Origin of the sequence: Methylobacterium sp. XJLW (assembly GCF_003254375.1) — a bacterium.
Taxonomy (GTDB): domain Bacteria; phylum Pseudomonadota; class Alphaproteobacteria; order Rhizobiales; family Beijerinckiaceae; genus Methylobacterium; species Methylobacterium fujisawaense.
Window position 1 is genome coordinate 3,949,299 of record NZ_CP016429.1, and the last position, 26,283, is coordinate 3,975,581.

General features: G+C 70.0%; 30 protein-coding genes. 20 read left to right on the top strand and 10 right to left on the bottom strand.

Going from position 1 to position 26,283, the window contains the following annotated elements; genetic code table 11:
• Positions 1-15: 15 nt before the first annotated feature.
• Positions 16-699, bottom strand: a complete 684-nt coding sequence (locus A3862_RS18290) for a response regulator (RefSeq protein ID WP_043757918.1) — start codon at positions 697-699, stop codon at positions 16-18.
• A 40-nt stretch (positions 700-739) separates the two neighbouring features.
• Positions 740-2,011 (bottom strand): tyrosine--tRNA ligase, encoded by a 1,272-nt coding sequence (gene tyrS, locus A3862_RS18295; protein ID WP_043757916.1) that lies wholly within the window; start codon positions 2,009-2,011, stop codon positions 740-742.
• Between the two features lie 123 nt (positions 2,012-2,134).
• On the opposite strand from tyrS, the gene A3862_RS18300 reads away from it, so the two are divergent.
• The 4 genes from A3862_RS18300 to ribB all read left to right on the top strand — a co-directional run bounded on the left by A3862_RS18300 (position 2,135) and on the right by ribB (position 6,328).
• Complete coding sequence (locus tag A3862_RS18300) at positions 2,135-3,268, top strand: anhydro-N-acetylmuramic acid kinase (protein ID WP_100793966.1); 1,134 nt, start codon at positions 2,135-2,137, stop codon at positions 3,266-3,268.
• The gene (locus A3862_RS18305) at positions 3,265-3,882 is read left to right on the top strand and encodes a DUF3578 domain-containing protein (RefSeq protein ID WP_111473879.1); all 618 of its coding nucleotides are present in this window, start codon (positions 3,265-3,267) and stop codon (positions 3,880-3,882) included. Before A3862_RS18300 ends, A3862_RS18305 begins: the two co-directional genes overlap by 4 nt.
• A gap of 236 nt (positions 3,883-4,118) precedes the next feature.
• Positions 4,119-5,219, top strand: coding sequence for a chorismate synthase (gene aroC, locus A3862_RS18310; protein ID WP_111473880.1), 1,101 nt, complete (start codon positions 4,119-4,121; stop codon positions 5,217-5,219).
• 32 nt (positions 5,220-5,251) lie between these two features.
• Positions 5,252-6,328, top strand: coding sequence for a 3,4-dihydroxy-2-butanone-4-phosphate synthase (gene ribB / locus A3862_RS18315; protein WP_043380842.1), 1,077 nt, complete (start codon positions 5,252-5,254; stop codon positions 6,326-6,328).
• A gap of 6 nt (positions 6,329-6,334) precedes the next feature.
• Here ribB and A3862_RS18320 read toward each other — a convergent pair whose 3' ends face one another.
• Positions 6,335-6,952 (bottom strand): LysE family translocator, encoded by a 618-nt coding sequence (locus A3862_RS18320; protein WP_043355632.1) that lies wholly within the window; start codon positions 6,950-6,952, stop codon positions 6,335-6,337.
• Positions 6,953-7,103: 151 nt separating this feature from the next.
• Positions 7,104-8,033, bottom strand: a complete 930-nt coding sequence (locus A3862_RS18325; protein WP_111473881.1) for a histone deacetylase family protein — start codon at positions 8,031-8,033, stop codon at positions 7,104-7,106.
• Between the two features lie 192 nt (positions 8,034-8,225).
• On the opposite strand from A3862_RS18325, the gene A3862_RS18330 reads away from it, so the two are divergent.
• The 8 genes from A3862_RS18330 to A3862_RS18370 all read left to right on the top strand — a co-directional run bounded on the left by A3862_RS18330 (position 8,226) and on the right by A3862_RS18370 (position 14,833).
• The gene (locus A3862_RS18330; RefSeq protein ID WP_043380766.1) at positions 8,226-8,804 is read left to right on the top strand and encodes a L,D-transpeptidase; all 579 of its coding nucleotides are present in this window, start codon (positions 8,226-8,228) and stop codon (positions 8,802-8,804) included.
• A gap of 162 nt (positions 8,805-8,966) precedes the next feature.
• Entirely contained in the window at positions 8,967-9,407 is a 441-nt protein-coding gene (locus tag A3862_RS18335) for a hypothetical protein (RefSeq protein ID WP_043355628.1), read from the top strand.
• A 100-nt stretch (positions 9,408-9,507) separates the two neighbouring features.
• Positions 9,508-11,511: an acetyl-CoA carboxylase biotin carboxylase subunit gene (locus A3862_RS18340; protein WP_043380765.1), complete on the top strand. Its 2,004-nt coding sequence runs from the start codon at positions 9,508-9,510 to the stop codon at positions 11,509-11,511.
• A 408-nt stretch (positions 11,512-11,919) separates the two neighbouring features.
• The gene (locus tag A3862_RS18350) at positions 11,920-12,351 is read left to right on the top strand and encodes a gamma-glutamylcyclotransferase family protein (RefSeq protein WP_043757905.1); all 432 of its coding nucleotides are present in this window, start codon (positions 11,920-11,922) and stop codon (positions 12,349-12,351) included.
• A gap of 146 nt (positions 12,352-12,497) precedes the next feature.
• Positions 12,498-13,346: a formate/nitrite transporter family protein gene (locus A3862_RS18355; RefSeq protein ID WP_043357000.1), complete on the top strand. Its 849-nt coding sequence runs from the start codon at positions 12,498-12,500 to the stop codon at positions 13,344-13,346.
• Positions 13,347-13,402: 56 nt separating this feature from the next.
• Entirely contained in the window at positions 13,403-13,687 is a 285-nt protein-coding gene (locus A3862_RS18360; protein WP_043356998.1) for an acylphosphatase, read from the top strand.
• Positions 13,688-13,766: 79 nt separating this feature from the next.
• Entirely contained in the window at positions 13,767-14,540 is a 774-nt protein-coding gene (locus A3862_RS18365) for a DUF599 domain-containing protein (protein ID WP_043380763.1), read from the top strand.
• Positions 14,537-14,833, top strand: a complete 297-nt coding sequence (locus A3862_RS18370; RefSeq protein WP_043356993.1) for a DUF3253 domain-containing protein — start codon at positions 14,537-14,539, stop codon at positions 14,831-14,833. The genes A3862_RS18365 and A3862_RS18370 overlap by 4 nt, the downstream gene beginning before the upstream one ends.
• Here A3862_RS18370 and A3862_RS18375 read toward each other — a convergent pair.
• From A3862_RS18375 to epmA, 5 genes are all read right to left on the bottom strand, one after another.
• On the bottom strand, positions 14,782-15,597 hold the full coding sequence (locus tag A3862_RS18375; RefSeq protein ID WP_043356991.1) for a YdcF family protein: 816 nt from the start codon (positions 15,595-15,597) through the stop codon (positions 14,782-14,784). The two genes, A3862_RS18370 and A3862_RS18375, sit on opposite strands and share 52 nt — an antisense overlap.
• Positions 15,598-15,602: 5 nt before the next feature.
• Entirely contained in the window at positions 15,603-16,253 is a 651-nt protein-coding gene (locus A3862_RS18380; protein ID WP_043356989.1) for a dimethylmenaquinone methyltransferase, read from the bottom strand.
• Positions 16,254-16,343: 90 nt separating this feature from the next.
• Positions 16,344-16,955, bottom strand: a complete 612-nt coding sequence (locus A3862_RS18385; protein WP_111473882.1) for a glutathione S-transferase family protein — start codon at positions 16,953-16,955, stop codon at positions 16,344-16,346.
• Positions 16,956-16,971: 16 nt separating this feature from the next.
• Entirely contained in the window at positions 16,972-18,015 is a 1,044-nt protein-coding gene (locus A3862_RS18390; protein ID WP_043757902.1) for a lysine-2,3-aminomutase-like protein, read from the bottom strand.
• Complete coding sequence (epmA, locus tag A3862_RS18395; protein ID WP_111473883.1) at positions 18,012-19,067, bottom strand: EF-P lysine aminoacylase EpmA; 1,056 nt, start codon at positions 19,065-19,067, stop codon at positions 18,012-18,014. Before epmA ends, A3862_RS18390 begins: the two co-directional genes overlap by 4 nt.
• A gap of 198 nt (positions 19,068-19,265) precedes the next feature.
• On the opposite strand from epmA, the gene efp reads away from it, so the two are divergent.
• On the top strand, positions 19,266-19,889 hold the full coding sequence (efp, locus tag A3862_RS18400; protein ID WP_197739341.1) for an elongation factor P: 624 nt from the start codon (positions 19,266-19,268) through the stop codon (positions 19,887-19,889).
• A gap of 45 nt (positions 19,890-19,934) precedes the next feature.
• Here efp and A3862_RS18405 read toward each other — a convergent pair whose 3' ends face one another.
• On the bottom strand, positions 19,935-20,942 hold the full coding sequence (locus A3862_RS18405; protein WP_111473884.1) for a heparan-alpha-glucosaminide N-acetyltransferase: 1,008 nt from the start codon (positions 20,940-20,942) through the stop codon (positions 19,935-19,937).
• 353 nt (positions 20,943-21,295) lie between these two features.
• On the opposite strand from A3862_RS18405, the gene A3862_RS18410 reads away from it, so the two are divergent.
• The 7 genes from A3862_RS18410 to A3862_RS18440 all read left to right on the top strand — a co-directional run bounded on the left by A3862_RS18410 (position 21,296) and on the right by A3862_RS18440 (position 26,236).
• Positions 21,296-21,901 (top strand): cold-shock protein, encoded by a 606-nt coding sequence (locus A3862_RS18410; protein WP_043757891.1) that lies wholly within the window; start codon positions 21,296-21,298, stop codon positions 21,899-21,901.
• Positions 21,902-22,049: 148 nt separating this feature from the next.
• Positions 22,050-22,544 (top strand): DUF192 domain-containing protein, encoded by a 495-nt coding sequence (locus A3862_RS18415; RefSeq protein WP_043757887.1) that lies wholly within the window; start codon positions 22,050-22,052, stop codon positions 22,542-22,544.
• A 118-nt stretch (positions 22,545-22,662) separates the two neighbouring features.
• Positions 22,663-23,067, top strand: coding sequence for a hypothetical protein (locus A3862_RS18420; RefSeq protein ID WP_043347060.1), 405 nt, complete (start codon positions 22,663-22,665; stop codon positions 23,065-23,067).
• Positions 23,068-23,148: 81 nt separating this feature from the next.
• A complete protein-coding gene (locus A3862_RS18425; protein ID WP_111473885.1) occupies positions 23,149-24,021 on the top strand; it encodes a dienelactone hydrolase family protein in 873 nt (290 codons plus the stop codon).
• Between the two features lie 189 nt (positions 24,022-24,210).
• The gene (locus A3862_RS18430; RefSeq protein ID WP_043347066.1) at positions 24,211-24,666 is read left to right on the top strand and encodes a response regulator; all 456 of its coding nucleotides are present in this window, start codon (positions 24,211-24,213) and stop codon (positions 24,664-24,666) included.
• A 77-nt stretch (positions 24,667-24,743) separates the two neighbouring features.
• Positions 24,744-24,944 (top strand): hypothetical protein, encoded by a 201-nt coding sequence (locus A3862_RS18435; RefSeq protein WP_043347064.1) that lies wholly within the window; start codon positions 24,744-24,746, stop codon positions 24,942-24,944.
• Positions 24,945-25,060: 116 nt separating this feature from the next.
• Entirely contained in the window at positions 25,061-26,236 is a 1,176-nt protein-coding gene (locus tag A3862_RS18440; protein WP_043757883.1) for a poly(ethylene terephthalate) hydrolase family protein, read from the top strand.
• Positions 26,237-26,283: the final 47 nt, after the last annotated feature.

Consider the following 26,283-nt stretch of genomic DNA (forward strand, 5'->3'; position numbering starts at 1 on the left):
GGCGGCGCGCCGGGCTCAGTCCGGCGCACGCAGGCGGTAGCCCACGCCGGTCTCGGTGAGCAGGTAGCGCGGGCGCTCCGGATCGGGCTCCAGCTTCTGGCGCAGCTGGCGGATATAGACGCGCAGGTATTGCGGATCCGACGAGGCCGGCGCGTGGCGCATGAGCTGCGCGTGGGTCAGCACCTTGCCGGCATGCTGCACCAGCACGCGCAGGAACTCGTATTCCCGGGGCGACAGCTTCACCGCGCGCTCGCCGACCCGGACGACGCGGCGGACGAGATCGACCGAGAGGTCGTCGACCCGGAAGACCGCCCGCTCCCCCTGCATGGCCAGGCGATGGCGCAGGGCCGTGCGGATGCGCGCCAGCAGCTCGTTCATGCCGAAGGGTTTGGTGACGTAATCGTCGGCCCCGAGATCGAGGGCCTCGACCTTGCCGCGCTCGTCGTCGCGACTCGACAGGATCACGACCGGCAGGTCGGGCCAGCGCTCGCGGATCGCCGCAAGGAGGGCATGGCCGGGCATGTCCGGCAGGCCGAGATCGAGGATCGCGAGATCCACGCCACCGGCTTCCAGGGCGGCGAGCGCCGCGGCCCCGTCGGCGGCCTCGGCGACCGCGTAATCCTGCGTCCCGAGGCCGGTGCGGAGCAGCCGGCGGATCGGTGGCTCGTCGTCGATCACCAGGATCCGGGCAAGGCTCACGCGGGCTGTTTCCCGTCGCGGATCCAGGCGGTCGGGCGGCTCATTCCGGCCGGAGCAGCACGTGCCGCTTCTTGCCGAAGGACAGCTTGATCACGCCGTCCGGGGTCAGGTCGCCCTGGCCGAGCATCGCCTTCTCATCCGTGACCGGTACATCGTTGACCCGCAGGCCGCCGCCCTTGATCTGCCGGCGGGCCTCGCTGGTGGAGGGCACGAGCTTGGCGACGTCCGGGCCGAAGGCGGTGAGGACCCCGAGCCCGGCCTCCAGGGTGGCCGACGGCACGGTCACGCTCGGCAGGTCGGCGGCCAGCGTCCCTTCCACGAAGGTCTTGCGCGCGGTCTCCGCGGCGGCCTCCGCGACCTCGCGGCCGTGCATCAGCGCGGTGGCCTCGGTGGCCAGCACCGTCTTGGCCGCGTTGATCTCGGAGCCGGCGAGCGCGGCGAGACGCGCGATCTCCTCCATCGGCAGCAGGGTGAACAGCTTGAGGAAGCGGGCCACGTCCGCGTCCTCGGTGTTCCGCCAGAACTGCCAGTAATCGTACGGCTTCAGCATCTCCGCGTTGAGCCAGACGGCCCCGGCCGCGGTCTTGCCCATCTTGGCGCCCGAGGATGTCGTCAGCAGCGGGCAGGTCAGGGCGTAGAGCTGCGGCGTGCCCATGCGGCGGCCGAGATCGATGCCGTTGACGATGTTGCCCCATTGATCCGACCCGCCCATCTGCATGACGCAGCCGTAGCGACGGTTCAGTTCGACGAAGTCGTAGGACTGGAGGATCATGTAGTTGAACTCCAGGAACGACAGCTCCTGGTCGCGCTCCAGGCGCAGGCGGACGCTGTCCATCGACAGCATCCGGTTCACCGAGAAATGCCGGCCGATGTCGCGCAGCATCTCGATGTAGTTGAGCTTGGTCAGCCACTCGGCGTTGTCGACCATCACGGCGTCGCCGGCCCCTTCGCCGAAGCGGAGGAACCGGTCGAAGGTCTTGCGGATCTCGGCCTTGTTGGCGTCGATCTGCTCGACGGTGAGGATCTTGCGGGTCTCGTCGCGGCCCGACGGGTCGCCGACCCGGGTGGTGCCGCCGCCCATCAGGGCGATCGGCCGCCCCCCCGTGGCCTGCAGCCAGTGCAGCATCATGATCGACAGCAGGTGCCCGACATGCAGCGAGGGCGCCGTGCAATCGTAGCCGACATAGGTGGTCAGCCGCCCTTCCAGGGCCGCGGCGTCGATGCCGGCCAGGTCCGAGGTCTGGTGGATATAGCTGCGCTCGGTCAGGATCCGCAGGAAGTCGGATTTCGGCGCGAAGCTCTCGGCGGTCATGGCTGCCATCTCGGGTCGCGCGCTGGCGCGACAGGCCGAGGCCCCGCATGCTAGCTCGCGCTGGGTTCAGGATACGGCGCGCTCTTAGCAGGGCGTTGGCCGAAAGGCACGGGGCAGGGCGGCATGGCGATGATGCGCGCGATCGGACTGATGAGCGGCACCTCGCTGGACGGCGTCGACATCGCGCTGATCGAGACCGACGGCGAGCGGGTCCACGTGGTCAAGGGCCACAACAACTTCCTGGAGCCGCTGGGTCCCACCGGCTACCGCGGCTACGCCGACGACGAGAAGGCGCTCCTGCGCGCGGCCACCAAGGATGCCGAATCCGTGCTCCATCCCGGCGACCGGCCCGGGCGGCTGCCGGAGGCTGAAGCGTTCGTCACCCTGGCCCATGCCGAGGCCGTGGAGCGCTTCCTGGAGGAGCATGGCCTGTCAGCCTCCGAGATCGACGTGATCGGCTTCCACGGCCAGACGGTGATCCACCGGCCGGACCAGCGCATCTCGATCCAGATCGGCGACGGGCAGGCGCTGGCGACCCGGCTCGGCATCCCGGTCGTCTCGGACCTGCGCCGGGCCGATATCGAGGCGGGCGGGCAGGGGGCGCCCCTGGTGCCGGTCTTCCACAAGGCGCTCGCCGAGGCCTCGGGCTTCGACGGGCCGTTCGGCATCCTCAACATCGGCGGCGTCGCCAACGCGACGCTGATCGACTCGAAGGGCGGCGTCATCGCCTTCGACACCGGTCCCGGCAATGCGCTGATCGACGAATGGATGCAGGAGCGCGAGGGCAAGAACCTCGACGATGGCGGCCGCACCGCGGCCCGGGGCCGTCCCGACGAGCAGCTGCTGGCCTGGCTGCTGACGCACCCGTTCTTCTTCCGCAAACCGCCGAAGTCGCTCGACCGGAACTGGTTCTCCCACAAGCTCGCCGGCCAGCTCTCCACCGAGGACGGCGCCGCCACCCTGACGGCCTTCACGGCGCGCGCGGTGGCCCGCGCCCTCGACCACGCCCCCGAGATCCCGACCCGCTGGATCGTGGCCGGCGGCGGCGCGCGCAACGGCGAGCTGGTGCGGCTCCTCAACTATCATCTGCGCGCGGAGATCACGACCGCGGACGCCATCGGCTGGTCCTCGGCCTACCTGGAGGCGCAGGCCTTCGCGTATCTGGCGGTGCGTTCGCTCAAGGGCCTGCCGATCACCTTGCCGTCGACCACCGGGGTGCGCGAGGCGATCACCGGTGGGGTCCTGACGCGGCCGTGAGTCTCGGCCACGCGCTCCGGCGGATCATCGAGGAATACCCGCTCGCCCGGCTCGACCCGCCGGCCGGCCATCCGCTGGCCTCCGTCATCCGCAAGGGCGCGCCTGAGGAGCTGCGCGCCGCACTGGCGCCGATCGACGGGCCGTTCCTGGTCAAGGGCAGTCCCGGGCGCGGAAGCCATTGGGCCGCGATCCCCTGGCTCGCCGTGTTCGACCCCGCCATCACCACCAGCGCCACGCGGGGCTACTACCTCGTCTACCTGTTCCCGGCCCATCGCGAGGCGGTGCACCTGTCGCTGGCGCAGGGAACGGTGGCGGCGATCCGGAGCCACGGTCCAGCGGCGGCCGGCGCCCATCTCCGTGCCAGCGGCGCTGCGCTCAAGGCGCGGCTCTCGGACTTCGCCGACGCGCTGCCGAACGCGACGATCGCCCTCGGCAGCGCGGGCGAATTGCCGGAAGGCTACGAGGCCGCCCACATCCTCGGCCTCACCTACGACCTTCCCGATCTCGGCGACGAGCGCCGGCTGCACCGGGATCTCGCTGTGGCGGTCGCGGCGTATCGGGCGCTGAAGGCGCGGGGCGGGCTCGACCTGCCCCGTTCGGATGGGACGGCATGAGATCGCAGGCCGCCGCGAGGGCCGTCCTGACGCAGCGACGCAATCCGGGAGCGCCGCTGTTCCGCTGCCCGGGATCGCTGCGCTGCGCCCACAGGGACGGGGATACCGAGCGAGCGAACGCATCCGCCAAGCCCTCCGCCAAGCCCTCCGCCCAGCCCTCTACCCAGCCCTCCGCCCGGCCCCTTGCAGGCACCGCGTTTGTGCCCCCGGCGCTCCCGCGCTAAGGCAACGGCGCCATGTCGCACAACACCTTCGGCCACCTGTTCCGCGTCACGACCTTCGGCGAGAGCCACGGGATCGCGCTCGGCTGCGTCGTCGACGGCTGCCCGCCGGGCCTGCCCCTGGAGGCCGAGGAGATCCAGGCCGAGCTGGATCGCCGGAAGCCCGGCCAGTCGCGGTTCACGACGCAGCGCCGCGAGCCCGATCAGGTGAAGATCCTGTCCGGCGTGTTCGCGGACGACCGCACCGGCGGCCGCCAGCTCACCACCGGCACGCCGATCGCGCTGATGATCGAGAACACGGACCAGCGCTCGAAGGACTATTCGGAGATCCGCGACAGCTACCGCCCCGGCCACGCCGACTACACCTACGACGTGAAGTACGGCATTCGCGACTATCGCGGCGGCGGCCGGTCCTCGGCGCGCGAGACCGCCGCCCGGGTCGCGGCCGGCGCCGTGGCGCGCAAGGTCATCCCCGGCGTGACCATCCGGGCAGCCCTGGTGCAGATGGGACCGCACGCCATCGACCGGTCCCGTTGGGACTGGGCCGCGGTCGGCGACAACCCGTTCTTCTGCCCCGATGCCGAGACGGCCGCTTTCTACGAGACCTACCTCGACGAGATCCGGAAGGACGGCTCGTCGGTCGGCGCCGTCATCGAGGTCGTGGCCGAGGGCGTGCCGCCTGGCCTCGGCGCGCCGGTCTACGGCAAGCTCGACGCCGATCTCGCCGCGGCGATGATGTCGATCAACGCCGTGAAGGGCGTCGAGATCGGCGACGGGTTCGCGTCGGCGGTCCTGCGGGGCGAAGACAATGCCGACGAGATGCGCGCCGGCAACGGCGATCGGCCGCGTTTCCTCGCGAACCATGCCGGCGGCATCCTCGGCGGCATCTCCAACGGCGAGCCGGTCGTGGTGCGCTTCGCCGTGAAGCCAACCTCCTCGATCCTGACGCCCCGCCGCTCGGTCGCCCGCGACGGCAGCGAGGTCGATCTCGTCACCAAGGGCCGGCACGACCCCTGTGTCGGCATCCGCGCCGTGCCGGTTGCGGAGGCCATGATGGCCTGCGTGCTGGCGGATCACTATCTGCGCCATCGCGGACAGGTCGGATCGCAGCCCTGATCCAGGTCCGTCCCAACGATTCGAGAATGCCCGTGCCCCACTGCTCCGTCACAGAGGCCATCGCGGCCTTCGCCCGCGGCGAGATCGTGGTCGTCACCGACGATGACGATCGCGAGAACGAGGGCGACCTCGTCGTCGCCGCCTCGCTCTGCACGCCGGAGAAGATGGCGTTCATCATCCGCAACACCTGCGGCATCGTCTGCGCGCCGATCACGCAGAGCGAGGCGCGGCGGCTGCACCTCGCTCCCATGGTGGCGTCGAACGACGCGCCGCTGGGTACGGCCTTCACCGTCACGGTCGACGTCAAGCACGGCCTGACCACGGGGATCTCGGCCGAGCAGCGCTGCAACACGGTGCGGGCGCTGGCCAACGGCAACATGGGTGCGGGCGACTTCGTGCGGCCCGGCCACGTCTTCCCGCTCATCGCCCGGGACGGCGGCGTGCTCATGCGCTCGGGCCATACCGAGGCCGCGGTCGACCTGTGCCGCCTCGCCGAGCTGCCGCCCGTGGGCGTGATCTGCGAGCTCGCCAACGACGACGGCACCGTGATGAAGGGGCCGCAGATCGAGGCCTTCGCCGAGACGCACGGCCTCAAGCAGGTCTCGGTGGCCGATCTCATCGCCTACCGGCAGGCACGCGACCGGCTGGTGGAGCGCGTCGGCCACTTCACGGTCCGCTCGAACCACGGCGACGTGAACGCCTACGTGTTCTCGACGCCCTTCGAATCGATCCAGCAATTCGCCTTCGTGATGGGCGACATCGGCGACGGCCGGGACGTGCTGGTGCGCCTGCACCGCTCCAACGTCGCCGCCGACGTGATCGGCGGGGGAAAGCAGATCGACGCCGTGCTGAAGCGCTTCGCGGCCGCCGGGCGCGGCGTGCTGGTCTATCTCCGGGACGGGACTGCGGGCGTGCCGGTGAAGACCGTCACCGACGAGGGCACGGAGGCCCTGCGGGCGCGGCAATGGCGCGAGATCGGGCTCGGCGCCCAGATTTTGCGCGATCTCGGCGTGGTTTCGATCCGCAACCTCGCGACCTCGTCGCGCTCCTATGTCGGCCTTTCGGGATTCGGCATCGAGCTCTTGGGCGACGAGCCCCTGGAGGGCTGACGCTCTTCAGGCGCGGCGCAGGACGGTCCAGACCGCGGCGCCGGCCATGATGGCGGCGGCACCCCGGTTCAGCCGCACGCGGACGGCGGGCCGTCGCAGGGTCTCGCGCGCCCGGGCCGCCAGCGCCGCGTAGGGCGTCATCACGGCCAGCAGGATCGCGGCCGTGATCAGGATGAGTGCGACGACATCGGCCGCCGTCACGCGCCGCAGATCGACGAGCGTGGGCAGGATCGCGAGGTAGAAGACGATCGTCTTCGGATTGCCCAGGGTGATGGTCAGGCCAGCGACGAAGCTGGTCAGCGGCCGGTCGCGGGCTTCGCCCGCGATCCGGACAGCCGTTCCGGCGGCGCGCCAGAGCCGGAACGCCAAGTAAGCGAGATAGAGCGCCGCGCCGTAGCGGATGACGGCGAAGACTGCGCCGAATGCCTCCGCAATCAGTGACAGGCCGAAGATCGCGGCGGCGAGATAGGTCAGGTCGCCCAGGATCAGACCGGCCGAAAAGGCCATCGCGGCGCCGAAGCCCGAGCTGAGGGCCCGCGCGACAAGCGCGACGACGCCGGGTCCCGGCACAGCGGCGGCAACGCCCAGGGCCAGCGCATAGGTCAGGAAGCCCGTGAGCGTCATCGGCCGAAACCCGGAGGGGCTGCGCCGGTGCGGTCGACGCGCTGGCGCGCAAGCGACGGCATCCGGCTCAGCGGCAGCATAGCGGCGGTCTCCCCGAAGCGCAGATTACGGCGCGCGCGGGAGCGGGTGCAATCGGGATGCAGCGCCCCCGTCAGCGCCCCATCAACGCGTCAACATGGGCCGCCACCGATTTGCCGAGCCCCTCGAGACTGTAGCCGCCCTCCAGGATCGAGACGATCCGCCCGCCGGCGCAGCGGTCCGCGACGTCCATGAGCCGGCGGGTCGCCCAGCCGAAATCCTCCGCTTCGAGGCGCAGATTGGCCAACGGATCGAGCCGATGGGCGTCGAAGCCGGCGGAGATCACGATCACGTCCGGCCGGAAGCTTTCCAGGCGCGGGAGGATGCCGGTTTCGAAGGCTTCGCGAAACACCTCGCCGTCGTCGTTGGGCCGCAGCGGCACGTTGACGATCGTGTCCTTCTCGCCGCGCTCGGACGATGCCCCGGTCCCCGGGTAGAGCGGCATCTGGTGGGTGGAGCAGTAGAGCACCGTGGCGTCGTCCCAGAAGATGTCCTGGCTGCCGTTGCCGTGATGGACGTCCCAATCCACCAGGGCCACCCGCTCGGCCCCGTGTTTCTGGCGGGCGTGGCGGGCCGCGATGGCGGCATGGTTGAACAGGCAGAAGCCCATCGACCGGGTCCGCTCGGCATGGTGGCCCGGCGGGCGCATGGCCACGAAGGCGTTGCGGCACCCGCCGCCGACGACGGCATCGACGGCGTGCATTCCGCCGCCCACCGCCCGCAGCGTCGCCTCCAGGCTCCCCGCCGACAGGATCGTGTCGGAATCGATGCCGACCATGCCGTGCTCGGGCACCGCCGCCACCAGCGCGTCCACGTAGGCGCGCGGATGGGCGAGCGTCACCGCCTCGATCTCAGCCTTGGGTGCAGAGGCCCGCACGAGGCCGGCGAAGCGCTCATCCTCCAGGGCCCGCTCCACGGCGCGCATCCGGGCCGGCCGTTCCGGATGTCCCTCCGGGACCTCGTGATCGAAGCTGGCGGGATGGCTCACGTAGAGGGTGGTCACGAGGGTCGCTCCCGGATGCTCTCCTGTCGCGCACCTGCAACAGGAGCCGGCAATGTGCCACGGGCCCAACGCGCGGACTACGGCGGGGTGCCGTTGCCCCCTTATGGTTGCGCGATTCTTCCGTGGGACGGACCCGGATCATCAATCCATCGAGGCTCCGTCCACGGCCCCGAGGATCTTCGGGGCAGGACCATGCGCATCACATCGGTCATCGGCTGCGCGCTGTTGCTGGCGGGCTGCACCTTCAAGGGCGTGCCCGATCCGGCCCTTTCGGCCCGCGATGCCGAATTCATGGCCCTGGTCCCGGATGCCGAGTTCGATCCGCACTTCGCCCGCTATGAGGTCGCCGATCCGACCCGGGAATCGCCCGGCACGATCGTGGTCGAGACGAAGGAGCGGCAGCTCTACCTCGTGCTGCCGGGCGGCAAGGCGATCCGTTACGGCGTGTCGGTGGGCGACGAGGCCTATGGCTGGACCGGCACCGCCCGAATCGACCGCAAGGCGGAATGGCCGGCCTGGAATCCCCCGGCCGAGATGATCAAGCGCTGGCCGCATGTCCACGCCATGCAGGGCGGCCCGATGAATCCCCTCGGCGCCCGCGCCCTGTACCTGTCGGATCACGGCCGGGACACGCTCTACCGGATCCACGGCACCAACGAGCCCGAGAAGATCGGGCAGGCGGTCTCTTCCGGCTGCATCCGGATGCGCAACATCGACGTGGTCGACCTCTACAACCGGGTCCCCGTCGGGGCCTCGGTCATCGTCCGGTAACGCAACCGGTCAACGTCCCAATAAGCCTGCTTGCTCGGGGGGTGTTTACCTGAACTTCCGTTCAGATCTCGCCATTAACCTCTGGAAGGGAAGCGGTCCCGTAAGTTGAAGACACACAGGGACTAGCACCGGCCGCAGCAAAGGTCGGAGGAGCAGGCGATCATGACCACCATCTCCGTTCAACAGTTCTGCAACCATGCTGTTTCGACCGGCACGATCAGCGACGAGGACCTGCTGGTCCTGAAGCGCGAGGTTCTTCCGGAAGGCCTCATGAACCGCGAGGACGCCGACCTGCTGATCGCCCTCGAGCGGGCCGTGATCGGCTCCGACGCCTTCGCCGACTTCCTGGTGGCCTCGGTCGTCGACTTCGCCGTGTGGGGCTCGCGCCCGACGGGCTACATCGACCGCGACGTCGCCGCCTGGCTGGCCGCCTCGCTCAGCGGCCGCGACGGCCCGAGCGCGGTGGGCGCCCGGATCGCCATGGAAGTCGTCCGTGAGGCGCAGAGCAGCGCAGAATCGCTGGTGGCCTTCGCCCTCGAAGCCAACCGCCGCGCCCGGGACACGGTTTCGGCCCCGCGGATGACCTTTGCCCTGGCGGCGTGAGCCTCGGAGCAACGCACAGCTTCCGTCCGCGGCGCAACTGATCTATCGGGACAGTCAAGCCGGTGCGCAATCCGGCGATCTCGAAAGCAGTGCGCCAGCGATGTTCGAAAAGATCCTGATTGCCAACCGGGGCGAGATCGCCTGTCGCGTGATCAAGACCGCCCGGAGGATGGGCATCAAGACCGTAGCGGTCTACTCGGATGCCGATCGCGACGCCGTGCACGTCGCCATGGCGGACGAGGCGGTCCATATCGGCCCCGCTGCCGCATCCGAATCCTATCTCGTGATCGAGAAGATCGTCGAGGCCTGCAAGAAGACCGGCGCCCAGGCGGTCCATCCCGGCTACGGCTTCCTGTCCGAGCGCGAGGCCTTCCCGAAGGCGCTCGAAGCCGCCGGCATCGTGTTCATCGGCCCCAACCCGGGGGCCATCGCCGCCATGGGCGACAAGATCGAGTCGAAGAAGGCGGCGGCCGCCGCCGAGGTCTCGACCGTTCCGGGCTTCCTCGGCGTGATCGAATCACCCGAGCACGCCAAGACGATCGCCGACGAGATCGGCTACCCGGTGATGATCAAGGCCTCCGCGGGCGGCGGCGGCAAGGGCATGCGCATCGCCTATTCGGGCGACGAGGTGGCGGAGGGCTTCGCCCGCGCCAAGTCGGAGGCGGCCTCCTCCTTCGGCGACGACCGCGTCTTCATCGAGAAGTTCATCACCGACCCGCGCCACATCGAGATCCAGCTGATCGGCGACAAGCACGGCAATGTCGTCTATCTCGGCGAGCGCGAGTGCTCGATCCAGCGCCGTAACCAGAAGGTGATCGAGGAGGCGCCGTCGCCGCTCCTCGACAAGAAGACCCGCCGCAAGATGGGCGAGCAGGCGGTCGCGCTGGCCAAGGCGGTGAACTACGATTCGGCCGGAACGGTCGAGTTCGTCGCCGGGCAGGACAAGTCCTTCTACTTCCTGGAGATGAACACCCGTCTGCAGGTCGAGCATCCGGTCACCGAGATGATCACCGGCCTCGACCTCGTCGAGCTGATGATCCGGGTCGCGGCCGGCGAGAAGCTGCCGATCACCCAGGACGACGTAAAGCTGAACGGCTGGGCGGTGGAGAGCCGCGTCTATGCCGAGGACCCGACCCGCAACTTCCTCCCCTCGATCGGCCGGCTGACCACCTACCGTCCGCCGGAGGAGGGCCGGCAGGGCACGGCGATCGTGCGCAACGATACCGGCGTGGAGGAGGGCGGCGAGATCGCCATCCACTACGATCCGATGATCGCGAAGCTGGTCACCTGGGCGCCGACGCGCGCCGAGGCGATCGCCGCGCAGGGTGAGGCCCTCGACGCCTTCGCCATCGACGGCATCCGCCACAACATCCCGTTCCTCTCGGCGCTGATGGCCCATCCGCGCTGGCAGGAGGGGCGGCTGTCCACAGGCTTCATCGCCGAGGAATTTCCCGAAGGCTTCACGGCGCCGGAGCCGGCCGGGCCGGTGGCCATCCGCATGATGGCCGCCGCGGCGGCGATCGACCACAAGCTCAACCAGCGCAAGCGCGGCATCTCCGGACAGATGCGCGCCCCGGGCCTCTTCGCCTTCGAGCGCGAGCGCGTGGTGATCCTGGCCGGCCAATCCTATCCCGTGACCGTCGAGCCGGAGGGCGAGGACATCCTCGTGACCCGGGACGACGGCACGGCGCTCACGGTGGCGAGCGCGTGGCGCCCGGGCGAGCCGGTCTGGATCGGCACGATCGGCTCCGAGCGCGTGGCGATCCAGGTGCGCAGCCTGCTCAACGGCGTGTTCCTGCAGCATGCAGGCGCGGCCGCCGAGGGCCGGGTCTATACCCGCCGCGAGGCGGAGCTCGCCGCTCTGATGCCGGTGAAGGAGCAGGCGGGCTCGGGCAAGCAGGTGCTCTGCCCGATGCCCGGACTCGTGAAGCAGATCCTGGTCACCGAGGGCCAGGAGGTAAAGAACGGTGAGCCGATCGCGGTCGTCGAGGCGATGAAGATGGAGAACATGCTCCGCGCCGAGCGCGACGCCACGGTGGCGAAGATCCACGCCAAGGAGGGCGACAGCCTCGCCGTCGACGCGGTGATCCTGGAATTCGCCTGATCGCGGCAGGCGCGTCGCATCCGCCGTCGCGACGGCGGTTCACGACGCGCAGACCAAGCTCCTGGCGACGGCGCTGAACAACGTCGCCGGTGCTTCGCGGTGATCGGCTGCGTCACGCCGATCACCGCCATGAGCTTCGGGATCGCCAATGCGCCCGTCCAGCGGCCGGCGATCGCTTTCTTCGCGGCGATCTGGCCTTGCGCGGCGATGGGCTTACATTGGATCGGGAGGCGCGTGCTGCGGCGCATCAGACCATGGGCTCGGGGGAGATCTTCGTGACATTCGTGATCCCCGCCTTCACGCTGGCACTCGCCTGTGCGGCCATGCGGGCGAACGAGTGGTCGGTCCAGCGCGACGAGCGCAAGCCCGGACGGTAATTCGGGCGCTCGGCCGACCAAGCGCGGCCACATGCCCCTCTATTTCGCCTACGGCGCCAACATGGATGCCGCCGCGATGGCGCTCCGCTGCCCGGTTTCGCGGCTGATCGGTGGCGGGCACCTGCCGAATTACCGCTTCATCATCATGCGTGAGGGCTACGCCTCCGTCGTGCCCGATCCCCGACGCACCGTCTGGGGCATCCTGTGGGAGTTGGCTGTCGACGACATCCCGGCGCTCGACCGCTACGAGGGCGTCGCCGGGGGGCTCTACACGAAGGCGGCGCTCCCGGTCCGCACGGGGGAGGGCGTCAAGCGTGCTCTGATCTATCGCGGATGCTCGACCGCGCCTGGCCGCCCGCGGCCCGGATATCTGGACGCCGTCGTCGCGGCGGCGCGCGCGGCGCAGCTGCCGTCGGCCTATCTCCGGGAACTCAGCAGTTGGGCCCGCGGCCTCCCCGCCTGAGCGCCGCGCACTTGGTACGCGACATGCTTGCCCACGATCGAGCTGGAGGGCGAACGGCAGCACCACGCCTGGCCAGCCATCCATGATTGCGCAGCGCGCCCGTCGGCCAACGATGATTGGCGTGCGCCTGCGAGGGAGAGTTGTACATGTCGTATTTGGCGCCCGCCGATTTCGTGAAGAAGGCCGTCGATGCCGGTGAGGCAAAGGTCTTCATGGCGACCAAGGATACCTTCATCCGGGCCTACATGGCCGGCGCGATCCTGGCGCTCGCCGCCGCCTTTGCGGTGACCGTCAACCAGGCGACCGGTCAGCCTCTGGTCGCGGCGCTGCTGTTCCCGGTCGGCTTCTCGATGCTGTACCTTCTCGGCTACGACCTGTTCACCGGCGTCTGCGTGCTGACCCCGCTCGCCCTGATCGACAAGCGGCCGGGCGTCACCGTCGCCGGCGTCGCCCGCAACTGGGTGCTGGTCTTCTTCGGCAACTTCGCGGGCGCGCTCACCACCGCGGTGTTGATGTCGATCGTCTTCACCTTCGGCTTCGCCACCGAGCCGAACGCCGTGGGCAAGCTCATCGCCGGCATCGGCGAGGCGCGCACCCTCGGCTACGAGAAGTACGGCGCCGCCGGGATGCTGACCCTCTTCGTCCGCGCCATGCTGTGCAACTGGATGGTCTCCACCGGCGTCATCGGCGCCATGCTGTCGACCTCGGTGCCCGGCAAGGTCATCGCGATGTGGATGCCCATCACGGTGTTCTTCTTCATGACCTTCGAGCACTCGGTGGTGAACATGTTCCTGTTCCCGTCGGCGATCCTCATGGGCGGCCACCTGACGGTGATGGACTACCTGCTCTGGAACGAGATCCCGACGCTGATCGGAAACATCGTGGGCGGCATCGCCTTCACGGGCCTGATGCTCTACTCCACCCATGTCCGCACCGGTGCGACGCGGAGCCCGGCCCTGGGTGCCGGCGTCCGTCGCCCGATCGCGGCCGAGTAAGGCCATCCCGGCCCGCGTCGCCAGGCGCGGGCCCAGAGAGACGAAGCGGCGCCTGCATGAGCGAGACCCGGACGATTTCAGTCATCGTCACGGGCCGCGTCCAGGGCGTCTCCTACCGGGCCTGGACGCAGGCGGAAGCCCGCGCCCGGGGCCTCTCGGGTTCCGTGCGCAACCGCGACGACGGCACGGTCGAGGCGGTGTTCAGCGGCCCACCGGAGGCCGTGGCGGCGATGGAGGCCCTGTGCCGGTCGGGTCCCGCCGGTGCGCGCGTGACCGACGTGGCCGTGCGTGCCGGCGGCGACGTGCCGCCCGGCGGCGGATTCCGGATCCTGCGCGACTGACCTCGGCGGCGCGGGTTCAGTACGCGCCCGCGGGCTGATATGCGGGATCGCCCCCTCGCGAATCCGCCATCCGGAGACCATGAACGACTTCTCCGCCGGCAGCGCCGCCTTCTCGCACCTCGACCTCGGGGCGCTGCTCTACTTCATCGTCGCCTGGGTCGCCTACGGCCTCTCCGTGGGCCGGCTGCGCGGACGGATGGTCTCCCTCAGCCAGATCATGAACGGCCACCGGGCCAACTGGGCGCGCCAGGTCATCGGCCGCGACAACCGGGTGGTCGATACGCAGATCAACGCCTCCCTGCAGAACGGCACGGCCTTCTTCGCCTCGACGTCACTGATCGCCCTGGGCTCCGTCCTCACCCTGTCGCGGTCCGGGGACGATGTCCTGAACCTGTTCGCGACGCTGCCCTTCGGGACGGTGGCCAACCGCCTGACCTGGGAGTTGAAGGTCGCCGGCCTCGCACTGATCTTCGTCTACGCGTTCTTCAAGTTCGCCTGGGCCTACAGGCTGTTCAACTACACGGCCATCCTGCTCGGCGCCGTGCCGCCGAAGGGATCCGGCGCGAGCGACACCGAGATGCTGCGGGCCGTGCGGCGGCTCGCGGCCATGAACGTCAGCGCCGGGCGTCACTTCGCCCGCGGACAGCGGGCGTTCTTCTTCGCGCTCGCCTATCTGGGCTGGTTCATCAGCCCCTACATCCTGTTCGTCTCGACGACCGCCGTGGTGATCATCATGTGGCGCCGCCAATTCGCCTCAGAGATCCGCAAGGCGCTTCTGGAAGCCGGGGAGGGACCGCACGAGGGGCCGCTCGACGCTCCGCTCCTGTCGCCCGCCGAGGAGGCACGCACATGACCGACGCACGACCCGACGACGACGCCATCGAGACGACGATGCTGCGCCTCGTGACCGAGCGCGGCGCCGACAAGACCGTCTGCCCCTCGGAAGTCGCCCGCGCCCTCGGCGGTCCGCATCCGGATGGCTGGGGGCCACTGATGCAGCCCGTGCGACGGATCGCGGTGCGGCTCGCCCATGCCGGGCGCATCGCGATCCTGCGAAAGGGAAAGGCCGTCGATCCGGACGATTTCCGGGGCGTCTACCGGCTGTCGTTGCCGGGCTCGGGCGCGGGAAGCCAGTCGGGCGTGTAGCCGGACCAGCGGTAGACGGCGAGGCCGATCCACTCCTTGATCGCGAGGTCGAACTGGAGGAGCCCGTCCGAGGCGAAGCCGTGGACACGGGTCACGTCACCCCAGCCGCGGGTCCGGTAATCCACCGGGAAGGCGTCCACCGTGAAGCCCGCTTGGCGGAAGCAGCCGATCGCCCGCGGCATGTGCCAGGCCGAGGTGACGAGCAGCCAGCGCTCGCCGGGCTTCGGCTGCACCAGAGCGGCCGAGAAGGCGGCGTTCTCCTGCGTGTTGCGTGAGCGGTTCTCCAGGATGAGGCGCGTCCGCGGCACGCCGATCACATCCGCCTGCCGACTGACGATGTCGGCCTCCGCGATGCCGCCGGCGATGAAGCCGCTGCCGCCGGAGAAGACCAGCCGCGCCCCGGGAAAGCGGCGGGCGAGGTCGGCGAGGTAGATCGGTCGCTCGCCGGCATCGTTGACGACGATCTGATCCCGCGCTTCCGAGAGGCCGGCCTCGATCCCGCCCCCCAGCACGATGATCCCCGCCGGTGCCGGACCGTCGGCCGGATAGGGCGGGAACCGCTGCTCGAGGGGCAGCAGGACCATTTCCGACACCGGCGACAGGCCGCCTGCGGCGAGCAGCAGCGCGCCGAAGAGCGCGCATCCGAACCCGGTTCTGCGCCACCGCGTCATCGCCGTCAGGCCGAGGCCGACCAGGATGGCGAAGATGCAGAAATTGGAGGGCGTGATCAGGAAGAAGATCAGCTTCGAAGCGGGGAAAAACACGGATCTCAAGCCGGCTTCGTCTCGGATTCGAACCGGGCCAGGGCGGCGGCATCCGGCGGAAGCAGGCTCGCGAGCGTGGCGCCCCGCTCCACCTCGCGCTGGATCCAGAGATCGAGACGCTGCTGCTCCACGGCTTCGAGGGCGACGCGCTCGGCGATCGCGGCCGGCACGGCGACGATTCCGGTGGATTCGCACACGAGGATGTCGCCCGGATGGATCGCCGCCCCTCCGCAGGCCACCCGCTCCTGCGTGCCGACCAGGGCGAGGGTGCCCCCGGCGGCTGCCGGCCGGCTCCAGGCCGGGATGCCGATCTCGTCCGGCAGGGCCGCGTCGGTCACGAGGCCGACGGCGCCCCGCTGGGCGAGCCGCGCGGCCAATATCGCCCCGAACGGCAGGGCGAGGCCGGACGCGGCGGCATCGATCACCACGACCGCGCCGTCCGGCACTGCGTCGATGGCGGCGGCGAGGTCGCCGGCGGCATCGTCACGGGCTGGAATCATCCGCATCGTGTAGGCGGGGCCGACGACGGCGCCGCTGCCGCGCGCCGAGAGGCCGTGCGGGGTGAAGGCCTTCACGCCGGCCCGCGTCAAGGCGCGGGCGAGGCTCGCCGGGGTGACGGCGGAGAGCGCATCGCGCAGGGTCGGATCGATGGCCATCGGGGGCTCCGTGAAAGGCCGGCCCCGGTCCGGGCGGCGCGGTCGGGAAAGGTGGATCGCGCCGGCGCGCCGGCAAGTCCGAGGGGGCCGTCAGGCGATGGGCTCGCCCAGGGCGCGGGCGGCGCCGGGCCGGGCGGCCACCCGCTCGTACCAGAGGTGCAGCGCCGGGCGCTCGATCCGCTCGGCCGGCAGGTTCAGCCAGCGATGCGCCGCGCAGCCGAGGGCGATGTCGGCGATGCTGAAGCCCTCGCCGACCATGTAGGTCCGCTCCGCGAGATGGCGGTCGAGGATCGCGGCCATGGCCTCGCTCTTCTCCAGCGAGGCGGCGATCAGGGCACGGTCGGGCTCGGCCGCCCGGTAGAGTTGCCAGAACGCGTCGCGCATGGCGGGCGTGAAGCTCGTGGCCTGCCAATCGACCCATTGCTCCACGTGGGCGCGCGCCCGCGGATCCGCCGGCAAGGCCAGGGCCGGACTGGTCGCCGCGAGGTAGCGCAGGATCGCGTTGGATTCCCAGAGGACAAAGCCGTCCTCCTCCAGCGTCGGGACGAGACCGTTCGGGTTCAAGGTGCGGTAGCCGGGATCGTTGACGACCCCGTGGGCACCGCCGGCCGCGACCCGCTCGTAGGGCAGGCCGGCCTCGTCGAGCCCCCATACGGCCTTCTGCACGTTCACCGAGGTGAGGCGGCCCCAAAGCCTGCGCATGGTCGAAGAGTCTCCGTCACACCTTGGGCGGGTAGGCATGATCCTGCCCGTTCGGATCGGTCACGCGGACCCCGTCCCCCGTCTCGCGGAGGTAGCCGGGGCCGATCGGCACCTTGCCGTGCCCGCCGGGAATGTCGAGCACATAGGTCGGCTGGGCGAGGCCCGAGAGGCGGCCGCGCAGGGCGCGCATCAGCTCCTGCCCCTCGGGTACACCCGTGCGGAGATGGCCCGTTCCGGGGGCCAGATCGCCATGATGGAGGTAGTAGGGCTTGATCCGGTTCTCGACGAGAACTCGCATCAGCGCCTCGAGGGTCGCGGCCTCGTCGTTGACGCCGCGCAGGAGCACCGACTGGCTCACCAGGGGGATGCCCGCATCGACCAACCGGGCGCAGGCGGCGCTGGCAGCGGCGGTGAATTCCCGCGGATGGTTGGCGTGGATGGCGACGAAGACCGCCCGCCCGAAGCGCTTGAGCGCCTGGACGAGCGCATCGGAGACGAGATCGGGTTTCACCACGGGCACGCGGGTATGGACCCGCATCACCCGGACATGCGGGATGGCGGCGAGGCGCTCCGCGATGACGCCGAGGCGGCGCGGCGAGAGCGCGAACGGGTCGCCGCCGGTGAGCACCACCTCCCAGATCCGCGGATCCTGCGCGATGTAGGCGAGGGCGGTGTCGAGCTCGGCGTCGGTGAGCGTCCCGAGGCCGTCGGGTCCGACCATCTCCCGGCGGAAGCAGAAGCGGCAATAGACCGGGCAGACATGGAGCGGCTTCAGCAGCACGCGGTCGGGATAGCGATGCACGATCCCGGTCACGGGGGCGTGGGCGGCGTCGCCGATCGGGTCGGCGCGCTCCTCCGGCGTCGCCACGGCCTCCTCGGCCCGGGGGACGAACTGGCGGCCGATCGGATCGTCGGGATCCTGCGGGTCGATCAGTTCGGCCATGTCGGGCGTCACCGAGACGGCGTAGCGTGCGAGGACGGCGCCGAGGGCTTCGGCCTCCGCCCCGGAGATCAGGCCGGCGGAGAGAAGGTCGTCCGCGCTGCGCAGGGCCCGGTTCATGGCCGCGTCTCCGCCACGGGTGTCCAGATCACGTCCTCGATCCGGGTCGCCCCGCAGGCCAGCATCGCCAAGCGGTCGAAGCCCAGGGCGATCCCGGACGCCTCCGGCATGACGGCGAGCGCCGCGAGGAAATCGTCGTCGATCGGGTAGCGCTCGCCGTAGACGCGCTGCTTCTCAGCCATCTCCGCCTCGAACCGGCGGCGCTGCTCCTCCGGGTCGGTCAGCTCGCCGAAGGCGTTGGCGAGTTCGACGCCGCAGGCGTAGAGCTCGAAGCGCTCGGCCACGCGCGGATCGTGCGGCGCCGGACGGGCGAGGGCGGCCTCGCTGATGGGGTATTCGCACAGGATGGTCGGGCGGCCGAGGCCGAGATGCGGCTCGATCCGCGCGACGAGGACGCGGGAGAACAGGTCGGCCCAGGTGTCGTCCGGGACGACCCGGAGCCCGACCCCGGCGACGGCGGCGGCCAAGGCATCTCGATCGGTCGCACCGCTCGGCGTGACGCTGGACAGGAGGTCGATCCCGGCGAAGCGGTCGAAGGCCTCCGCCAGGGTCAGGCGCTCCGGTTCCGCGAAGGGATCCGTCTCCCGGCCGCGGAAGACGAGACGACGGGCGCCCGCGGTCTCGGCCGCGCAGGCGAACAGCGCGGCGCAATCCGCCATCAGCGCCGTGTAGGCGGCGCCGGCCCGATACCATTCGAGCATGGTGAACTCGGGATGGTGCAGCGGCCCGCGCTCGCGGTTGCGGAACACGCGGGCGACGCTGAACAGCCGCGTCTCGCCCGCGGCCAGAAGCTTCTTGCAGGCAAACTCCGGTGAGGTGTGAAGGTAGAGGGGCGTGCGGGCACCGCTGGCGCCGATCGCCTCCGTGGCGAAGGCCGACAGATGCGCTTCGTTGCCGGGCGAGACCTGGAGGCAGGCGGCCTCGGCCTCGATGAAGTCGCGGTCGGAGAACCATGCGCGGAACGCCGCGAGGATGCGGTTGCGCAGGAGCAATGCCGGGCGCCGGTCGGCGTGGCGGCCGGCTGACCACCAGGGGGAGGCCGCGCCCGTCACGACCGGCCTCCGCGTCCGCTACGGAGCGAGTCCGGCCGGCTCCGACCGTACGGCGTCGCGTTCTGGAGCACTCTCAATCCTCGGCCCTGACTGGCTCCGGACCGCGGAGACGCGCCGCGGCCGAGGCTGTGTGCCATCGACGGTTCACGCCCGCCCGCTGGCAACCGCGGCGCAGATGCGATAGTGGCGGGGTCCGAGATGCAGCGCCCGCGCTTGGCGCGTGCCGGCCCCCATGTCAATGCAGGACGCAATTCCGTGAAGGTGATCGCCTCAACGCTCCGTAAGGGCAATGTCGTCGAGAAGGATGGCAAGCTCTACGTGATCCTGTTCGCCGAGAACATCCACCCCGGCAAGGGCACGCCGGTGACCCAGCTCGACATGCGCCGGATCACGGACGGCGTGAAGGTGTCCGAGCGCTACCGGACGACCGAGCAGGTCGAGCGCGCCTTCGTGGAGGATCGCGAGCACACCTTCCTGTACAGCGATGGAGAGGGGTTCCACTTCATGAACCCCGAGAATTACGAGCAGATCGCCGTACCGGAGGACGTGGTGGGCGATGCCGCCCCGTATCTCCAGGAGGGCATGGCGGTGATGCTCTCGGTCCATAACGGCGTCCCGCTGACGATCGAGCTGCCGCAGCGCGTGACCCTGGAAGTCGCCGAGACCGAGCCGGTCCTCAAGGGCCAGACCGCCTCCTCGTCCTACAAGCCCGCGACCCTGTCGAACGGCGTGCGCACGACCGTGCCGCCCCATATCGCGGCCGGCACCCGCGTCGTCGTCATGACGGCCGACGGTTCCTACGTCGAGCGCGCCAAGGACTGATCCGGTCCTCGCCGGTCGCCGGGCCCGGGCGGTTCGGCGCCGGGCTCAAGGCGCGGCCCGCGCGGCCGCGTCCAGGGTGGCGTAGCAGGCCTGCGAGAGCCCCTGCGCGCGCAGGCGCTCCGTCCCGCTGAAGGGGCGCCCATCCTCCCGGAACAGATCCTCGCGGAGCAGCGCCTCCGACGTGCAGCGCGCGGCGATGCGGCAGAGCGCCGGCTCGCCGCCCGTGCGGGTGCAGATCGTCACGTAATCGGCGCGGAACGCCCGCAGCCCGGCGCGTGGATTGGCGCCGATCACCGTGACGACACCGGTCAGCAGGGCCAGCAGAACGGGCTGGTGGATGAGGTAGATCGCGAGGCTGTGGCGGCCCGCGAAGGTGGCGGCGCGCCCCAGGCGCGTGCGTGGAGCCCAGGCCCCGAGGCGCGAACGGGCAAGCTTCGGCAGCGCCAGACGACCCAGGACGATCCCGGCCAGAACCAGCCCGAACCAGGGGAAGAGCGGCACGTAATCGTTCGTCCGCGGCACGACCGAGCCCAGGCCGAGAAAGGACAGGGCTGCGGCGTCGAAGATGGGCGCGTGCACAACATGCGGTGCGGCGAGGAAAGCGGCGGCCGTGACGGCCGTGACGGGAACCGGCAGGAACAGGAACGGCAGCCCCAGCAGGCTCGAGACGGCGATGCAGTGGAGCACGCCGAAGAACACGAAGGCGTCCGGGAACATGACCAAGGTGCCGAGGGTCACGAGCAGCGCCGCCCCGCCGATCCGCGCGAACCGCAGCAGGGTCGGCCGGACCCGGACGCCCCGGCCGTTCATCAGCACCAGCCCGACGCCGACCAGCAGCAGGAAGCTTCCGGCGATCGCCTCGGCGGCGTGCCGGCCCAACGGGGTCAGCGCGTAATTCTCCGCCGTCAGCCGCAGATGGCCGAGATCCCAGACCGTGTGGTAGCTCGCCATCGCCACCAGGGCTGCGGCCCGGGCGGCGTCGATGACCGGCAATCGGCGCTGCGCAGCCGGTGATACGGAGACGGGGCGGTCGAGGGTGACGTCAACGGACATGATGGTGCTCCCAAACCATGTCGGCGCCGCCCTTTCCACCGGAACCGGCTCGGGTCGCCTCGGCCCACCGTGACGCAGGCGCGAAGGCTCTCGGAAACGTGAAGGCGGTGGGCGGGCGAATGCGCGGCGACGGTCCGCAGCAGGGGATCGGAAAAACCCTTCGGCGGCCGCGGCGCTTAAACCCCGGTTTCCCCGGTAGCTGCGACCGATCGACTGTTGCGGCCCCGCCTCCGTGCGCCAAGATTGCAACTTCGCGGGGCTCATCAGCCGGCCAAATGGGCTTCCCGGACATCAGGACTTCGTTAATCTTGCCGGGAGAGCGCGCGGCGTGATTCGGTGTAGGTTGCTCGGCCATGTCTGACGAACGCGGATCCGGGCCAGAGAACCCCGAACGGTTGCCGGTCGCCCGAACCGGCGAACAGGGTCAGTACGAGGACGAGGCTCTCGATCTCGTCGAGGTGGCGGGGCGCATCAAGTGGTTCGACGTCTCGAAGGGCTTCGGCTTCATCGTGCCCGACGACGGCGCGCCGGACATCCTGCTGCACGTGACCTGTCTGCGTCGCGACGGGTATCAGGCCGCGAGCGAGGGCGCACGCATCGTCGTGGAAGCCGTCGAGCGCCCACGGGGCTGGCAGGCGTTCCGGGTGATCTCCCTCGATCAGGCCACGGCGGTGCATCCGTCCGAGATGCCCATGCCGCGCACCCACGTTACCGTGACGCCGACCAGCGGATTGGAAACGGCCGTCGTGAAGTGGTTCAACCGCCTGCGCGGGTTCGGCTTCCTCACGCGGGGCGACGGAACGCCTGACATCTTCGTGCACATGGAGACGTTGCGGCGCTACGGGATCGCCGAGCTGAAGCCCGGGGAGTCCGTCCTCGTCCGCTATGGCGACGGCTCGAAGGGCGTCATGGCGGCCGAGGTCCGGCTGATCGACGGGGCGATGCCCGCCTCGCATTAGTTTGCGCCCTCCCGGCGGCGCGCCGCCTGCGCCATAGGCTTGGCGAATCGGCGGAAATCCAGCGCCGGATTCCCCTGTCGCACATCCTGGTCTAACACCGGCGCCGGGCGCGCGGGCCCGCGCGCCATTCCTCGAGAGGCTTGAGCCTGTGAGATCCATATTCCGCGCCGCCTCGGCGGCCGCACTAGCCTGTCTCGCCTTGAGCGCGGTCGGCCCGGCCCCGGCTGCTCGGGCGCAGGCTGCGGCGCGCGCCGCTGCGGTCAAGTCGGAGCCGCTGACGATCATCACGAAGTCCGGACCCAAGCGCTTCGACGTCGAGGTGATGCGCGACGACGCCGCCCGCGCCCGGGGCCTGATGTTCCGTCGGCACATGGCGGGGGACCACGGCATGCTGTTCGATTTCGAGCAGGACCAGCCCGTCACCATGTGGATGAAGAACACCTATCTGCCTCTCGACATGGTCTTCATCCGCGCCGACGGGACGATCAGCCGGATCGCGGCCGATACCGAGCCGCTCTCCACCGCGATCATCGCTTCGGGCGGCCCCGTCCTCGCGGTCCTGGAACTGAATGCGGGAACCGCGGCGAAGCTCGGGATCGCGCCGGGCGACCGGATCGAGCACGCCATGTTCAAGGCCCGCTGACGTCCATCCCGGCCCGCGAACGCACCGGGAACAAGTGCCTTGACCGCCGCCGAATTCCGCGCCAGTGTTCCGGCAATGTTCCGGTGCGCCGGAAGGCAGGTTCAGGGCGGAGGACCCGATGGGCAACGCAGCCGCGGCCGAACTGTTCGGCAATGACGACTGGTCGGTCCAGACGGACGGGATCGAGCACCGGGAGACCGGCTATTTCATCGCGCGCGGCGCCCTGGCAATGCGCCGGGCCGAGGGCTTGTGGGACTGGCCGCTGCAGATGGCCGAGAAGCGCTGGTGCCGGCCGAGCCTGTTCCGGGAAGCCTTCCTGGCGGCCCTCGACCGCTTCGGCATTGCGCGCGACGCCGAGCTGATCCGGTCCTTCGCACTGGGCTACGGCATCCGCGCGGTGGTCGCACCGGCCGCCGACACCTTCGTCAGCCTGGGTGAGATGCTGACGCCGCGCGAGACGCTTGAACCGATCCGGGTGACCGTGCGCCGGCCGGCGCGGGCCCTGGCTGCCGCAGGGGCGTGACGGACCAGCGGCGGGCGGATGATTTGACCCGGGCCGCCGCACGCGGATAGCCCTCATCCTTGAAGCAAGGGAGAGAGCATCATGGCGGATCACGACCGGGCTGGACTCGACGGGCTGATCACGCCGCCCTTGTCCCGGCGAGGCTTCGTGATGACGAGCCTGATGAGTGGCTTGACCCTCGCGACCACCCGCGTGGAAGCTCAGGTGATCCACACGGACCCGACCGGCATTGAGGCCGGCGAGGTCAAGATTCCGGCCGCAGACGGGCCGATGCCGGCCTATCGGGCGGTTCCGGAGGGCACCGGCCCCTTCCCGATCGTTCTGGTGATCGAGGAGATCTTCGGCGTCCACGATTATATCAAGGACATCTGCCGCCGGCTCGCGAAGGCCGGCTACTGCGCGGTGGCGCCCGAACTCTACGCCCGCCAGGGCGATCTCTCGACCATGTCGGATCCCACGCAGATCATCCGGGACGTCATCGCGAAGACGCCGGACGCGCAGTGGATCGGCGACCTCGATGCGGCGGCCGCCTGGGCGGCTTCGGCGGCGAAGGGTGATCCGAACCGGCTCGGCGTCATGGGCTGGTGCCGGGGTGGACGCGACGTGTGGCTGTACGCGGCGCATCGTCGCGACCTGAAGGCGGCGGTCGCTTGGTACGGGCCTGTCGGCGGCGAACGCACCGACATTCAGCCGCGCACCGCCGGCGACGTGGCCGCCGAGATCCACGCTCCGCTGCTCGGCCTGTATGGGGGAGCCGATACCGGTATCCCGGTAAAGGCCGTAGAAGAGGCGCGCGATCGTGCTCTGTCTGCGGGCAAGAGCGTCGAGATCGTGATCTATCCGGATGCGCCGCACGGCTTCCACGCGGATTACCGTCCGAGCTACCGGCGTGAGGCTGCCGAGGATGGCTGGACACGCGCTCTGGCTTTCCTGAAGTCACACGGTGTCGGCTGAAAAGACGTCATCGACGGTCGAGCGAACGCGTTCTGCGTTGGCTGTGTTGCCCAAGACACGGCCTCAATTTCTCAATTGTGCAAGGATCAAAGGAGGATCTGTGCCCGCGCGGGTGTGGCCCTTCGCGGCGTTCGGGCGTTGAACCGATCGAAGCGACCGCCGTTCAGCCCCTGTAGAGTGTCCTGGCCCATGAGCGAATCGGTACAGCCTGGCCAGAAGCCCGTGATCCTCGTCGTGGAAGACCAGCCCGACGAGCGCTTCCTCGCGGCCACGCTGCTGGAGGATACGGGCTTCACGGTCATCGAAGCCGAGACCGCCGATCGCGCCCTGGCCATTCTCAATGATCGCGCGGACGAGGTCAGCGTGGTGTTCTCGGACGTCCGGACCCCCGGGCCGATCGGCGGTTTTGAACTGGCGCGGATCATCGGCGTGACCTGGCCGCGCGTGCGGGTCCTCCTCACCTCCGGCGATGCCGGCGACCAGCCGAGCGACCTGCGCGTCTCGGCGACGTTCATCCCGAAGCCCTGGCGCGCCGAAGACATCCTCGCCTGGGTGGAACAGGCCGCCGGCCGGCCGTCCACCGAGCCCGGACCGTCCGTTATCGGACCGGGCGGCAAAATAATCCCCACCGGCCTGGAAACCTGAGGCGGCCACACAGTTGTACGCCACTCCGGAGCAGCAGCCCCCGGACATGCGCAGTACACTTGACCCGCGGCACCGCCATGAAGATCGTTGCAATCAACCACGCCGATTCCCTGCGCCGGCCCGGCGCCCGGGATACGGTCGAGTCCGTCCTTCTCGATACGGTCCGCGAGGGGCTGCTCAGCGTCTACGGCGCAGCGGAGCACGACATTCCGGCGGAGATGGCAGCGATCGTGCGGCGGCTCGACCGTCCGGATATGACGCGGTGCATGCTGTCCTGAGGCTCGACCGCCGAAGCTTGGCGGAAGACTGAGGCGATGAGTCGCCAAGGCGAGAGAATCTGCTATTCAGCGCATTCTGACCTGCCGACGCCAAGCGTCTCTCAGTCGAGTCCCTGATGCGTCTCACAGTTCTTCGCGGATCGCTGACTGCAGCCGCGATCATGACCCTGGCCGGCCTCGTATCCGTCCAGGCGGCGACGCCGCCCGCCCAGCCTGCCGATGGGGCGGGGGGTGCGGGTGACCGCAAGGCCACGATCACCAAGCGGCTGCTCGGGCGCGGCACGGCCTCCACCTATGCGTTCTACGCAGCGGGCGCTGCGCCGGAGGCGGGACGGCCCGTCGCCATCGTCCTGCACGGCTGGGGGGCGGTCAATCCGCAGAGCTATGGCGGCTGGATCGACCATCTCGCCCGCCAGGGCTGGCTCGTCCTGTTCCCCCGGTTTCAGGAGGTCAACCGGACGCGACCGGCCGATGCCCCGGCCATCGCGGAAGGCTTGGTCAAGGCCGCGCTTGCGGAACTTGCGACGGAGAGCGAGGCCAAGCCCGATCTTGGCCGCGTCGCGATGATCGGCCACCTCGCCGGCGCGCCGCTCGCCATGGATCTCGCAGCGGCCGCGAAGGCGCAGGGCCTACCGGTTCCGAAGCTGATCTTTGCGGCGACGCCCGGCGGTATCGCCAGCGGGCCGAAATCCAGAGGTATCGCGCTGACCGACCTGGCGGCGATCGACCCATCCACGCTCCTCGTGGCCATGGTCGGCGACAAGGACACGCGGGCTGCCGACCTCGCGGCGAAGCGTCTCCTGCGCGAGGCCAGCGGCGTGCCGCTGGACCGCAAGTTGTTCGTGCGGGTCCTTTCGGACGATCATGGCTTCCCGGCCCTTACGGCGACGCTGGCCGCCCCTGCGGGCGTCGACAGCGCCTATGACGGGGGCAACATCAAGCCCGCTCCGGAGCCCAAGGATGCGCCTAAGGAGTCGACCAAGCCGCCGCCGTTCCGCTGGTCCGCCGACATGGCCTTGACCGGCGAGCAGCAGACGCTGGTCTCGCAGATCAATCTCGCCCGGGTCGATGCCCTGGACTATCTCGGTTTCTGGAAGACCTTCGACCTCGCCGCCGCCGCGGCCTTCGCCGGGTCGGATGCGACGGCGCTGAAGAACAATCCACGCCTGGCCGACATGGAGCGCTGGAGCGACGGTTGGCCGGTGAAGCGGCTCGCCGTCGAGACGCCCCGGCCCACGCCGGCCGCGCAGGCGGGGACGCCGGCATCCGCGCCCGCAGGCCGCAAGCGCTGAGATCGGCGGTTCCGGCAGCTTGGCCCTGGCGCGGGGCTTGCTAATCT